Annotated in this window: 9 protein-coding genes; 4 read left to right on the top strand and 5 right to left on the bottom strand. The window is 66.8% G+C overall.

Translation table 11 applies throughout. The annotated features are described in order from the left end of the window. Positions 1-3: 3 nt before the first annotated feature. Positions 4-2,076 (bottom strand): excinuclease ABC subunit UvrC, encoded by a 2,073-nt coding sequence (gene uvrC, locus ACLIJ1_RS03480; RefSeq protein WP_411364083.1) that lies wholly within the window; start codon positions 2,074-2,076, stop codon positions 4-6. Positions 2,077-2,105: 29 nt separating this feature from the next. Next, the gene (locus ACLIJ1_RS03475) at positions 2,106-3,152 is read right to left on the bottom strand and encodes a dienelactone hydrolase family protein (RefSeq protein WP_411364082.1); all 1,047 of its coding nucleotides are present in this window, start codon (positions 3,150-3,152) and stop codon (positions 2,106-2,108) included. Between the two features lie 98 nt (positions 3,153-3,250). On the opposite strand from ACLIJ1_RS03475, the gene earP reads away from it, so the two are divergent. From earP to ACLIJ1_RS03455, 4 genes are all read left to right on the top strand, one after another. Beyond that, positions 3,251-4,342, top strand: a complete 1,092-nt coding sequence (gene earP, locus ACLIJ1_RS03470; protein WP_411364081.1) for an elongation factor P maturation arginine rhamnosyltransferase EarP — start codon at positions 3,251-3,253, stop codon at positions 4,340-4,342. Positions 4,343-4,491: 149 nt separating this feature from the next. Further along, complete coding sequence (gene efp, locus ACLIJ1_RS03465) at positions 4,492-5,046, top strand: elongation factor P (RefSeq protein ID WP_411364080.1); 555 nt, start codon at positions 4,492-4,494, stop codon at positions 5,044-5,046. Between the two features lie 58 nt (positions 5,047-5,104). Then, positions 5,105-5,983, top strand: a complete 879-nt coding sequence (locus tag ACLIJ1_RS03460) for an AEC family transporter (protein ID WP_411364079.1) — start codon at positions 5,105-5,107, stop codon at positions 5,981-5,983. Positions 5,984-6,031: 48 nt separating this feature from the next. Next, a complete protein-coding gene (locus tag ACLIJ1_RS03455) occupies positions 6,032-6,904 on the top strand; it encodes a TIGR00730 family Rossman fold protein (protein ID WP_411364078.1) in 873 nt (290 codons plus the stop codon). On the opposite strand, the gene ACLIJ1_RS03450 is transcribed toward ACLIJ1_RS03455, so the two are convergent. Genes ACLIJ1_RS03450 through ACLIJ1_RS03440 form a run of 3 tightly spaced genes read right to left on the bottom strand, consistent with a single transcriptional unit; the run spans position 6,898 to position 12,763 of the window. Continuing rightward, entirely contained in the window at positions 6,898-8,268 is a 1,371-nt protein-coding gene (locus tag ACLIJ1_RS03450) for an efflux transporter outer membrane subunit (protein ID WP_411364077.1), read from the bottom strand. The genes ACLIJ1_RS03455 and ACLIJ1_RS03450 overlap by 7 nt on opposite strands. After that, positions 8,261-11,413: an efflux RND transporter permease subunit gene (locus ACLIJ1_RS03445; protein ID WP_411364076.1), complete on the bottom strand. Its 3,153-nt coding sequence runs from the start codon at positions 11,411-11,413 to the stop codon at positions 8,261-8,263. The genes ACLIJ1_RS03450 and ACLIJ1_RS03445 overlap by 8 nt, the downstream gene beginning before the upstream one ends. Before the next feature lie 12 nt (positions 11,414-11,425). Next, positions 11,426-12,763 (bottom strand): efflux RND transporter periplasmic adaptor subunit, encoded by a 1,338-nt coding sequence (locus tag ACLIJ1_RS03440; protein WP_411364075.1) that lies wholly within the window; start codon positions 12,761-12,763, stop codon positions 11,426-11,428. Between the last annotated feature and the right edge of the window lie 117 nt (positions 12,764-12,880).

Below are 12,880 nucleotides of genomic sequence, written 5' to 3'. Positions count from 1 at the left end.
GCGTCAGTGCAGAGCGCGATAGATCGCGTCGGCCATTTCGGCCGAGATGCCTTCCACGGTGCTCAGGTCTTCGACACTCGCCGCCGAAACGCCACGCACGCCACCAAAGCGCTGCAGCAGCCGCGCGCGTTTCTTCGGACCGACACCGGGGATGTCTTCGAGCTTGCTGCCGCCGGTGCGCACCTTCGCCCGCTGTGCCCGCATGCCGGTGATCGCGAAGCGGTGGGCCTCGTCGCGGATCTGCGCCACCAGCATCAGCGCCGCCGAGTCGTGGCCGAGGTAGACCTTCTCGCGGCCGTCGGCAAACACCAGCTCTTCGAGACCGACCTTGCGTCCTTCGCCCTTCTCGACGCCGACGATCAGCGACAGGTCCAGACCCAGTTGCCGAAACACCTCACGCGCCATGCTGACCTGTCCCTTGCCACCGTCGACCAGCACCAGATCGGGCATGCGCGGGCCCTTGGGTGCTTCCTGCGAAGCGCCTGTCGTGTCTGGTGCCGTCGCATCGGCGACCTCCGGCATCTGCTGATCGGCCAACTGTTCTGTCATCGGTGCCGCCTCGACGCCCTGCTCCGCCCGCAGCGCCTCGGCAATCTTGCCGTAGCGCCGCAGCAGCACCTGCCGCATGGCGGCATAGTCGTCGCCACCGGTGATGCCTTCGATGTTGTAGCGGCGGTACTGGCTGTTCTGCATCTTGTGGGCCTCGAACACCACGCAGGACGCCTGGGTCGATTCACCGGCGGTGTGCGAGATGTCGAAACACTCGATGCGCAGCTCGTCGAGGTTGTCGTCGGGCAGCCCCAGCGCCTCGGCCAGCGCACGCGTGCGCGCCTGCTGCGAGCCCTCTTCGGCCAGCAGCCGCGCCAGCGCAATCTCGGCGTTCTTCTGCGCCATCTCCAGCCAGATGCGGCGGTGCTCGCGCGGGTGGTGCACCGCGTTGACCTTGGCACCGCTCTGTTCGGTCAGCGCCTCGACCAGCGAACGGCGCACAGGGTGGCTGGTCACCAGCGTGTGCGGCAATGCAGCGCCCAGGTAGTGCTGCGCAATGAAGGCTTCGAGCACACGCACATGCACCCGCTCCAGCGGATCGGCGACGGGCAGCGCTTCGCCCTCGGTCTCCAGCGCTTCATCGATCTGTGTCGCATCCTCGACGTGTGCGGGGAAATACGGTCGGTCGCCCAGGTGGCGGCCACCGCGGATCATCGCCAGGTTGACACATGCGCGGCCACCCTGCACCTTCACCGCCAGCACATCGACGTCCTTGTCCGACAGGTTGTCCATCGCCTGCTGCTGCAACACTTTGGACAGGGCACTCATCTGGTTGCGGATCTCGGCCGCCTGCTCGAACTCCAGCCGGTCGGCGTGCGCCATCATGCGCGCCTGGAGCGCGTCCAGCACCTCCTGCGTCTCGCCGCGCAGGAATCTCTCGGCGTCGGCCACGTCGCGCCCATACGCCTCCATGTCGACCAGGTCGACACACGGGCCGGTGCAGCGCTTGATCTGGTAGAGCAGGCAGGGCCGCGTGCGGTTGGCGAACACGGTGTCTTCGCAGGTGCGCAGTCGGAACACCTTCTGCAGCAGCGTGATGGTTTCCTTGACCGCCCACGCGCTGGGGTAAGGGCCGTAGTAGCTGTGGCGCCGGTCCACCACGCCGCGGTAGTACGCCATGCGCGGAAATGCCAGCATGGGCACTGGCATCGTCCCGGCCGTGCGGAAGGTCTCGCGTGTGCCGGTGATCTTGAGATAGGGGTAGCTCTTGTCGTCGCGGAACAGGATGTTGAACTTGGGGTTCAACGTCTTGATCAGGTTGTTTTCCAGCAGCAGCGCCTCGGCCTCGGTGCGCACCACCGTGGTCTCCATGCGCACGATGCGGCTGACCATCTGGCCGATGCGGGTGCCGTCGTGGTTCTTCTGGAAATAGCTGCTGACGCGTTTCTTGAGGTTGCGCGCCTTGCCGACATAGAGCAGCTGGCCCTGGGCATCGAAATAGCGGTAGACCCCCGGCAGGCCGGGCAGTGCCGCGACTTCGCTCAGCAGTTGTTCGGAATGCGGTGCGTCGGATGCGGGGCTGGACATGGGGCCGTATTGTGGCCCGGACCTGCCCGTCAACGCGGCGCCAGCACCTTCGTCAGAAACCCCACGATGGCTTCCGCCGCCTTGTCGCGTGCCGCCTTGTCGCCCTGCACGTTCGCACCAACGGCGGCGCAGGCTTTCTGCGCAGCGGCCAGCGCATCGCCCGTCAGACGTTGCCCGGTCTTGCGGTCCATCACGACCATCGCATCGATGTCGGTCTCCAGCGGACAGTCCTCGACCGTCCGCTGTGCCCCCCGCACCGTGATCTTCCGGGTGTCGTCGGCATCGAATTTGTGCTGCGCGCCAGGAATGGCGACGAAGGTCACCGGCGTGCCAGTCTGTCCGATCTTTTCCGAGTATTCACGGCAGGCGCCAATGGGCGTGTAGTCGTCGGCGTCACCATGCACCCAGAGCATGGGTGCGGGCGAAAAGACCCCGGCCTTTGGCGTGACACGGAAGATGCCGACGCACCCGCCGGCATACACCGGCACATGGGCCGCGAACCGCAGGTCGCCAGGCAGCTTCTGGGAAACGATGATGCGGTTGATGGCGCTTCGCCACGCCGTGATCCCGCCTCGGGAAAAGCCCATGACGGCAATGCGTTTCGGATCGATCCGGGGATGCGAGGCCAGCATCCGCAAGGCCACGAATGCGTCGGCGGTGTCGGCTGCAAAAGGCACCTGGGACTGGTCCTCGGCGGTGCTCTTGACACCCCTGGGGCCGAAGGTGTCAAGCGACAGCACCACCAGGCCTGCGGCATTGAAGCGCTTGGGCCAGTAGTCGAGCATCGCGTCGTAGATACCCCCCGAGCCATGAACCAGGATGACCGCGCCCACCTTGCCTGCCGCGGGTTCGGCGGGCAGGAAAAGATGGCCAACGATGCTCGCCGGGTCGCCCTGCCCGGGTCCACGCAGCAGCTCGGGCAGGCTCTTGGGCGTCGAGCTGCCGAAGGCGTAGCGACCAGAGGGTGGCCCTGCCGCCATGTCGGTCAGAAGGTCCTGTGCCCAGGACAGGCCGACGCCAAGGCCCGGAAACAGGCACAGGAGCCACAGGACAAGAACCTTCAGCAACTGCTTCATGGTGTATCTCCAGCCAGACCGCGACAAGCTCGACCGGACTCTAAGTCCGGCCAACACCCCTGTCCACCCCACCAGCTCCACGTTGGACAATCGGCGCCATGCAATGGGACATCTTCTGCCGCGTCATCGACAACCTGGGCGACACCGGCGTCTGCTGGCGCCTGTGCGCCGACCTCGCGCGCCGCGGTGAAAAGGTGCGGCTGTGGATCGACGTGCCGGACGACCTGGCCTGGATGGCACCCGGCGCGCTGGAGGGCCGCTGGCCCGGCGTGCAGGTGTTCCGATGGGCCGATCCGCTGCCCGAAGGGCTGGTCGACTCACTCGCACCCGCCGACGTGTGGATCGAGGCCTTCGGCTGCGACCCGGCGAAGGAGTTTCTGGGCGACCTGGCCCGGCGCGTGCAGGCCGGCAATGCGCCACCGGTCTGGATCAACCTCGAATACATGAGCGCCGAGGCCTGGGTCGAGCGTTCGCACCGCCTGCCCTCCCCGATCATGACCGGCCCGCTGCGGGGCCTGACCAAGTGGTTCCTGTTTCCGGGCTTCACACCCGCCACCGGAGGGTTGCTGCGCGAAGCCGACCTGCCCTTGCGGCAACAGGACTTCGATGCAGGCACCTGGCTGGACGCGCAGGGTCTGCCGTCCGGAGAACGACCGCGCGCCAGCCTGTTCTGCTACGAACCACCGGCGCTGGCAGCCGTCTTGCATCAGGCCGGGCGCGACATCGCCAGCGACTGGCTGGTGACCGCCGGCCGTGCCAGCGACGCCGTGGCCGCGGTGCAAGAGGACTTGCCTTCCGCAACATCCACTCTGCGGCGGCACACCGTGCCCCGCCTGACCCAGCACGGCTACGACCACCTGCTCTGGAGCTGCGACCTCAATTTCGTGCGCGGCGAGGACTCGCTGGTGCGCGCGCTGTGGGCCGGCCGGCCGTTCGTCTGGCACATCTACCCGCAACACGACAACGCCCACCACGCCAAGCTCGAGGCCTTCCTGGACTGGCTCCAGGCCCCGGGTTCGCTGCGCGATTTCCACCGCGCCTGGAACGCCCTGACCGACCCGGAATCCGTCTGGCCAGGCTGGGAAACGGTGCACGGCTGGGGCGAATGCGCACGGGCCGCCCGCCAGCGCCTGCTGGCACAGGCCGACCTGACCAGCCAGCTGCTCGGATTCGTCGCCGAAAAGCGTTAAAATTCAAGGCTTTGCTGTAAACCGGGTCGGTCAAACGCCGCCACCCGTTACCCGCCAGCCATCTGCCTCGCCGCGCAGATCGCGGCCTTCCAGACCTTCCGCAGGCCCAGCGCCCCGACGGAACCCGCGGCCCAACAGTTGGAATCCCTATGAAAATCGCCCAAGAAATCCGCGCCGGCAATGTGATCATGCACGGCAAGGACCCGATGATCGTCCTGCGCACCGAATACGCCCGTGGCGGCCGCGGCGCGGCCACCGTCCGCATGAAGCTCAAGGGCCTGCTGGGCAACATCGGCACCGAAGTCGTCTTCAAGGCCGACGACAAGATGGACCAGATCATCCTGGACAAGAAGGAGTGCACCTACTCCTACTTCGCCGACCCGATGTACGTCTGCATGGACGCCGAGTACAACCAGTACGAAGTCGAAGCCGAAAACATGGGCGACTCGCTGAACTACCTGGAAGACGGCATGGCCGTGGAAGTGGTGTTCTACGAAGGCAAGGCCATCTCCGTCGAACTGCCGACCAGCGTCGTGCGCGAAATCACCTGGACCGAACCCGCCGTCAAGGGCGACACGTCCGGCAAGGTGCTCAAGCCCGCCAAGCTTGCCACCGGCTTTGAAGTGCCCGTGCCGCTGTTCGTGAGCCAGGGCGACAAGATCGAAATCGACACCCGCACCGGTGAATACCGCAAGCGCGTCTGATCATTCGGACTGTTGATGTAAAAGGCTCCCCCGGGAGCCTTTTTCTTTTCCTGTACGCATGGAACTCGTCACCCGCATCGCGGACGTCATCATCCCGGTCTTCCTGATCGTGGCCATCGGCTATGTCTACGCCCGCCGCAAGGCGCCGGACATGTCGGTCTTCAACCGCATCGCGCTGGACGTGCTGGCGCCAGTGCTCGTGTATTCGGCGCTGTCGTCGAGAGATTTCCACCTCGCCAGCCATGTGCCGCTGCTGATTGGCGGCACGGTGCTGATCCTGGGCAGTGGCCTGCTGGCCTGGCCGGTGGCGAAGCTATTCGGTGCGCAGCCGCGCACCCTGGTGCCCGTCGCCATGTTCAACAACTGCGGCAACATGGGCTTGCCGCTGGCGCTGCTGGCGTTCGGGCCGCAGAACTTCGGCGCCGCGGTCGCGCTGTTCTCGGTCAGCAACCTGTTCCACTTCTCCATCGGCGCGCGCATCACCAGCGCGTCGGCCCGCACCCGCGATCTGCTCACCAGCCCGCTGATGATCGGCACCGCGCTGGGCTTTGCCAGCGCCCTGACCGACATCCGCCCGCCCGACGTGCTGCTGTCGGGCCTGAAACTCCTGGGCGACGCGCTGCTGCCCATGATGCTGTTCGCGCTTGGCGTGCGACTGACCTCGCTCACACGGGCGGGACTGGCGCTGGGTCTGCTCGGCGCGCTGGCTCGCCCGCTGATCGGACTGGCGATCGGCATTCCACTGGCCTGGGCGCTGGGCATCGAAGGAGCTGCGCGCGGACAGTTGCTGCTGTTCGCTGCGCTGCCCCCGGCCGTCATGCAGTTCATGCTGGCCGAGCGCTACCACCAGGAACCCGACAAGGTCGCAGCCATGATCATGCTGGGCAATGCGCTGGCGGTGGTCTTTGTACCGCTCGCGCTGGCCATCGGCCTCTGAGCAGATTCTTCGCGACACAATCGCATTTTTTCCAACGAGACTTCCCGCATGGAAACCACCCAAAACCTGAGCGAACAGCGCATCGCAGACGCCTGGGCCGACCTGCAGGCCCACGCCAACAACGGCAATGCCCTGCAGGCCGACGCCTACCGGCTGGCGTTCGCCGACCCCGAGTTCCTGCTGCGGCGCGAAACGCGCGGCATCCGCTTCCAGCTGGAGATGCTCAAGCCCGATCTGGCGCAGCAGCAGCTGGGGATTGAAAACACCGTCGTCGTGTTTGGCAGCGCCCGGTTTCGCGAACGGGCGGAGGCCGAAGCCGCGCTGGCAACGGCCCGCGAAGGTGGCAACGCAGAAAGCATCCGCAAGGCCGAAGCGATCCTGCGCAACGCCCACTACTACGACGATGCGCGTGCCTTTGGTCGTCTGGTGGCCCGCTACAGCGCCCGCGCGCCCAAGGAAGACCAGATGTTCGTCTGCACCGGCGGCGGACCGGGCATCATGGAGGCTGCCAACCGCGGCGCCCATGACGAGGGTGCGCTCAACGTTGGCCTGAACATCTCGCTGCCGTTCGAGCAGTCAGGCAACCGATTCATCTCGCCCGGCCTGAGCTTCAAGTTCCACTACTTCGCGCTGCGCAAGATGCACTTCATGATGCGCGCCAAGGCCCTGGTCGCATTCCCCGGCGGCTTCGGCACGCTGGACGAGCTGTTCGAAGTGATCACGCTGGTGCAGTGCAAGAAGGCCAAGCCGGTACCGATCGTGCTGTTCGGCTCGGCCTACTGGAAGCGGCTGTTCGATCTCGAGCTGCTGGTCGAAGAAGGCACCATTTCACCCGAAGACCTGAACCTGTTCAAGGTCGTCGACGACCCGCAGGCCGCCTGGGATCACATCGCGCACTTCTACGACCTGAAGACTCAATAGCCTCCACCGAGGGCCTTGTAGAGCGCGACCTGGTTCTGCTGCTGGGCCAGGCGCGACTGCGCCAGCGCCTGCTGGGTCGCGAACAGCGAGCGCTGCGCGTCCAGTACGTCGAGGTAGCTCGACACCCCGTTTTTGTAGCGCAGTTCGGCCAGGCGGAAGCGCTCGGCTTCGGCCTTGGCCTGCAACTCCTGCGCGGCCAGTTGCTCACCCAGCGTCGCCCGCCCGGCCAGCGCATCGGCCACCTCGCGGAACGCGACCTGGATCGCCTTTTCGTACTGCGCGATGGCGGTGTCGCGACCGACTTTGGCGACATCGAGATTGGCCTGGTTGCGACCCATGTCGAAGATCGGCAGCAGCGCCTGGGGCGCCAGCGAGAAGCCCCACGAACCGTCCTTGAACAGGCCCGAGAGCTGGTTGCTCACGGTACCCACGCTGGTGGTCAGCGAGATGCGAGGGAAGAAGGCCGCGCGTGCGGCGCCGATGTTGGCGTTGGCCGCCACCATCGCCTGCTCGGCCTGTCGGATGTCGGCGCGGCGCGTCAGCAGCTCCGACGGCAGACCCTCGGGCACCGCCTGGAACGGCGCGACGTCGGCCGCACCGGGCAACAGATTCGCCGGCACCTCCTGACCCACCAGCAAGGTGAGTGAGTTGATGTCCAGCGCACGGGCGCGCTGCTGCTGGGCCAGCGTGCTGCGCGCAGCCGCCGTCAGCGACTCGGCCTGCCGCAGGTCCAGCGCCGATGTGGCGCCGTTGTCGAAGCGCAGCTTGGACAGGCGCAGCGAATCCTCGCGCGTGGACATCGTGCGCTGGGTCAGGGCCAGCAGCGCCTCGTCGGTCTGCAGGCTCAGCCAGGTGCTCGCGACCGACGCGACCAGGCTGGTCTGCGCCGCGCGCCGCGCTTCTTCGCTGGCCAGGAACTGCGCCAGCGCCGCGTCCTTGAGGCTGCCAAGGCGACCGAAGAAATCGATCTCCCAGCTGGCCATCGCAAGGCCCGCGGTGTAGACGCTGCTCATGCCGCCACTGGTGGTGGGCTGGCGGTTGCCGCTCACCACAGCGTTGACGCTGGGCCACTGGTCGGCACGCTTGACCTGGTACTGCGCACGCACCTGCTCGATGTTGAGCGTGGCAACGCGCAGATCGCGGTTGTTCTGCAGCGCGAGCTTGATCACCTCGCGCAGCCGCGCGTCGGTGACAAAGCTCTCCCAGGCCGGCAGTTGACCGGTGGCGGTCGCCGCAGCGGCCTGCCCCGGGTAGCTGGCCGCGACGGGCGCCGCGGGCTTTTCCAGCGCAGGTGTCAGCGAACAGCCGCCCAGCAGGGCCGCCAGCGCCAGCGCGGAAAGTCGGAAGGTGGCGCGCTCAGACATGATTCACTCCATGGTGTTTGGCTTCCTCGATGTCGTGGAGCCGTTGCCGCTCGCTGCCCTTGAAGATGGAGCGCACGACGACAAAGAAGATGGGAACGAAGAACACCGCCAGCACCGTACCGGTCAGGATGCCGCCGATCACGCCGGTGCCGATGGCACGCTGGCTGGCCGACCCGGCACCCGAGGCCAGGAACAGCGGCAGCACGCCCAGGGTGAACGCCAGCGAAGTCATGACAATCGGACGGAAACGCAGGTGGGCCGCGGCCAGTGCCGACTCGATCACGCTGCGGCCCTGAGCCTGCAGGTCCTTGGCGAACTCGATGATCAGGATGGCGTTCTTAGCGGACAGACCGATGATGGTGATCAGGCCGACCTGGAAATAGACGTCGTTCGAGTAGCTGCGCAACAGCGTCGCCAGCAGCACGCCAAGCACACCCAGCGGCACCACCAGGATCACCGCCAGCGGAATCGTCCAGCTTTCGTACAGCGCGGCCAGACACAGCACGACCGCGAGGATGGCGAAGCCGTAGAGGATCAGGGCCTGGCTGCCGGCGAGCTTTTCTTCGCGCGACTGGCCGGTCCACTCGTAGCCGAAGCCCGCAGGCAGCTTGGCCGCCAGCGCTTCCATCTCGGCCATTGCCTGACCGGTGCTCACGCCCGGCGCGGCGCTGCCGCTCAGGCGCATCGACGGATAGCCGTTGTAGCGCACGGTCTGCATTGGGCCGGTGATCCACTTGGTCGACGCGAAGGCCGACAGCGGCACGGCCTGACCGCTGCTGTTGTTCACCGTCAGCTTCAGCACGTCGTCGGGCTGCATGCGGGCGGCCGCATCGGCCTGCACCATCACGCGCTGCAGGCGGCCGGCGTTCGGGAAGTCGTTGGCATAGGCCGAACCCAGCGCGGTACCGATGGCAGCACTGATGCCGTCGAAGCTCACGCCCAGCGCGTTGGCGCGGTCGCGGTCAATGTCAATCTGCAACTGAGGCGCATCTTCCAGACCGTCGGGGCGCACCTGCGTCAGCAGCTTGCTCTGCGAGGCCATGCCCAGCAGCTGGTTGCGCGCATTGACCAGGGCCTCGCGGCTCTGACCGGCACGGTCCTGCAGGCGGAAGCTGAAGCCCGACGACGCACCCAGCTCGGGAATCGGCGGCGGGTTGAGCGCGAAGATGAAAGCGTCGCGGATGCCCGAGAGCGCACCGAAGGCCCGACCGGCGATCGACTGCGCGTCGCTGCCCGGCGCCTTGCGCTCGTCCCAGTCCTTGAGAGTCACGAAGGCAAGTGCCGCGTTCTGTCCCTGGCCGGAGAAACTGAAGCCCAGCACGCCGACCATGCTCTGCACCTCCGGCTGCTTGAGCACGAAGCCTTCGACCTGCTTCATCACCTCCAGCGTGCGCTCCTGGGTCGCGCCCGGCGGCAGCTGCACGTTGACCAGCATGGTGCCCTGGTCTTCGTTGGGCAGGAACGAAGTCGGCAGGCGCTGGTAGACGAACACCGCCACACCGACGATCACTGCGTAGACGATCAGCGTGCGGCCGGCGCGCGGCAGCAGGCGGGCCACGCCGCCCTCATAGTTCTTGGCGGTACGGGCAAAGCCGCGGTTGAACCAGCCGAAGAAACCAGTCTTGGCGTGCGCGTGGCCAGCCTCGACCTTTTGCAGCAGCGTGGCGCACAGCGCAGGCGTCAGCGACAGCGCCATGAATGCCGAGAAGGCGATCGACAGACCCATCACGGCAGCGAACTGGCGGTAGATGTTGCCGACCGAGCCACTGAAGAAGGCCAGCGGCACGAACACCGAGATCAGCACCACGGTCACGCCGATGATGGCGCCCGAAATCTGGCCCATGGCCTTGCGCGTCGCCTCGACCGGCGGCAGACCTTCCTCGCTCATGATGCGCTCGACGTTCTCGACCACCACGATGGCGTCGTCCACCACGATGCCGATCACCAGCACCATGCCGAACATGGTCAGCACGTTGATCGAGAAGCCCATCGCCAGCAGACCGGCAAAGGTGCCCAGCAGCGCCACCGGCACCACCACCGTCGGGATCAGTGTGTAGCGCCAGTTCTGCAGGAACAGGAACATCACCAGGAACACCAGCGCCACCGCTTCGATCAGCGTCTTGGCGACTTCCTGGATCGAGATCTTCACGAACTTGGAGCTGTCGTAGGGAATCGTCCAGCTCATGCCCTTGGGGAAGAACTTTTCCAGTTCGCCCATCTTGGCGCGCACCGCCTGTGCGGTGGCCAGCGCATTGCCGTTGGGCGAGAGTTGCACGCCGATGCCCGTCGAAGGCTTGCCGTTCAGGCGCGCGGAGGTCGCATAGGCCTGGGCGCCGAGTTCGATGCGGGCCACGTCCTTGAGTCGCACGGTCGAACCGTCGCTCTTGGCGCGCAGCACGATGTTGCCGAACTGCTCGACGCTCGAGAGCTGGCCGTTGACCACCACCGTGGCGGCAATCGACTGACCGGCCACGTTGGGCAGCGCGCCGATTTCACCGGCCGAGACCTGCGCGTTCTGCGCGCGGATCGCGTTGGTCACGTCGCTGGCGCTCAGGTTGAAACCGAGCAGCTTGGCCGGATCAATCCAGATGCGCATGGCGCGTTCCGTACCGAACAGCTGGGCCTGACCCACGCCGGGCAGGCGCTGGATTTCCGGCACCACGCTGCGCGAGGCGAAGTCACCCAGGGCCACCGGGTCCCAGGCCGGGTCGTCCGAGGACAGGATCGCGAACAGCAGGAAGTTGCTGCGCGACTTGTCCACGCGCACGCCCTGCTGCGTCACCGCCGAGGGCAGGCGCGGCGTGGCGCGCGAGAGGCGGTTCTGCACATCCACCTGCGCCAGGTCGGGGTTGGTGCCCGGCTGGAAGCTCAGCGTGATGCTGCCGGTGCCGTTGGCCTGCGCCACGGCTTCCATGTAGATCAGGCCGGGCGAGCCGTTCATTTCCTGCTCGATCACCGACAGGACGCTGTCTTCCAGCGTCTTGGCGGAGGCGCCCGGGTAGGTCGCGTTGATGACGATGGACGGCGGCGCCACCGGCGGGTACTGGGAGATCGGCAGCTGGGTGATCGAGACCGCACCCGCCACCATGATGAAGAGCGCAATCACCCACGCGAAGATGGGGCGCTCGATGAAGAACTTTGCCATGTCGGCCGCTCCTTACTTCGCGGGGGCCGCGTCGGCCTTGCCTTCAGCCTTGGCCTCGGGCTTCGCTTCAGCAGGCTTGCCCTCTGCCGGCTTGGCGTCGGCAGGCTTGGTGTCGGCGGGCTTGGCGCCCGCAGCGGCGCCCGGCGTCCACGGCACGGCCTTCACCGGCGTGCCCGGCGGCAGCATCTGCACCTTCTGGAAGCCGTCGACCATCACCTGCTCACCGGCCTTCAGGCCGTCAAGGATCACCCAGCGCCCGCTCTGCTGGCCACCGACCTTGACCGGGCGTTGCTCGATCTTGCCGTCGGCGCTCACGACCTTGACCGAGTCGCCTTGCGCCGAACGGTTCACGGCCTGCTGCGGCAGGGCGATCGCATCGCTGGCCACCGCCTGCTCCAGCCGCACGCGCACATAGAGGCCCGGCAGCAGCGCGCCGCCCGGGTTGGGCACCTCGGCGCGCAATGTCACCTGGCCGGTGGTCGAATCGACGGTGAGATCGGTGAACAGCAGCTTGCCCGGCTTGGCGTATTCGCTGCCGTCGTCGAGCACCACCTTCACGGCAGCAGCGCCCTGGCCGGCACCCTTGAGCTGGCCGGATTCCATCGCGCGCTTGAGCTTCATGGCCTCGCTGGCCGACTGGGTGAAGTTCACATACAGCGGATCGACCTGCTGGATCACGGCCAGCGCCGTGGCTTCGCCCTGACCGACCAGTGCACCTTCGGTGACCAGTGCGCGGCCGATGCGGCCCGAGATCGGCGCGGTCACATTGGCGTAATTGAGATTGATGCCCGCCGTCTGCACCGCCGCCTTGGCAGACGCCACATCGGCTTCGGCCGCCTTCTGGGCCGCGACCGCGGTGGTGTACTCCTGCTGGCTTATCGCGTTCTCGGCCACCAGCGGCTTGTAACGCTCGGCCACCGTCGTGGCGTTCACCAGATTGGCCTGCGCGCGCGCCAGGCTGGCCTGCGCACTCTGCAGCGTGGCCTGGTAGGTCGCGGGGTCGATGCGGAACAGTGCCTGCCCCGCCTTGACATCGCTGCCTTCCTTGAACAGGCGCTGCTGCAGGATGCCGGCCGCGCGGGCACGCACCTGCGCCACGCGCGAGGCTTCGAGGCGGCCAGGCAATTCGGTCTGCAAACCGACGTCGCCGGGCTGCACCGTGACCACGCCCACTTCCGGCGCGGGCATGCCCTTGCCCGGTGCACCGCCTGCCGCGGCCGGGGCGTCCGCCTTGCCGCAGGCGGCCAGTGCAGCGACCAGCGGCAGCAGCAGCGCCACCTGGCGCAGGCGCGTGCCGGAGAAGGAATGTGCCGCTTGTGGCGGCAAGGGTTCGGCGGGGGAAGCGGACATGAAGGACCTCGCAAAGGGCTTTGGAATGGGATGCGTCTGGGCGCCGGGTCGCTGGCGTGCAAGGCGCATGCCATGACCCTTGAAGGAGCGGCAGTATACATACACACACGAATGTAT

The organism is Hydrogenophaga sp. RWCD_12 (assembly GCF_046604225.1).
In the GTDB taxonomy this organism is placed as follows: domain Bacteria; phylum Pseudomonadota; class Gammaproteobacteria; order Burkholderiales; family Burkholderiaceae_C; genus Hydrogenophaga.
This window is presented reverse-complemented; position numbering and strand designations above follow the sequence as displayed.

What these genes read in the sequence shown, in the direction of transcription:
- uvrC (WP_411364083.1), bottom strand. Translation starts at nt 2,076, where the DNA reads ATGTCCAGCCCCGCATCCGACGCACCGCATTCCGAACAACTGCTGAGC.
- ACLIJ1_RS03475 (WP_411364082.1), bottom strand. Translation starts at nt 3,152, where the DNA reads ATGAAGCAGTTGCTGAAGGTTCTTGTCCTGTGGCTCCTGTGCCTGTTT.
- earP (WP_411364081.1), top strand. Translation starts at nt 3,251, where the DNA reads ATGCAATGGGACATCTTCTGCCGCGTCATCGACAACCTGGGCGACACC.
- efp (WP_411364080.1), top strand. Translation starts at nt 4,492, where the DNA reads ATGAAAATCGCCCAAGAAATCCGCGCCGGCAATGTGATCATGCACGGC.
- ACLIJ1_RS03460 (WP_411364079.1), top strand. Translation starts at nt 5,105, where the DNA reads ATGGAACTCGTCACCCGCATCGCGGACGTCATCATCCCGGTCTTCCTG.
- ACLIJ1_RS03455 (WP_411364078.1), top strand. Translation starts at nt 6,032, where the DNA reads ATGGAAACCACCCAAAACCTGAGCGAACAGCGCATCGCAGACGCCTGG.
- ACLIJ1_RS03450 (WP_411364077.1), bottom strand. Translation starts at nt 8,268, where the DNA reads ATGTCTGAGCGCGCCACCTTCCGACTTTCCGCGCTGGCGCTGGCGGCC.
- ACLIJ1_RS03445 (WP_411364076.1), bottom strand. Translation starts at nt 11,413, where the DNA reads ATGGCAAAGTTCTTCATCGAGCGCCCCATCTTCGCGTGGGTGATTGCG.
- ACLIJ1_RS03440 (WP_411364075.1), bottom strand. Translation starts at nt 12,763, where the DNA reads ATGTCCGCTTCCCCCGCCGAACCCTTGCCGCCACAAGCGGCACATTCC.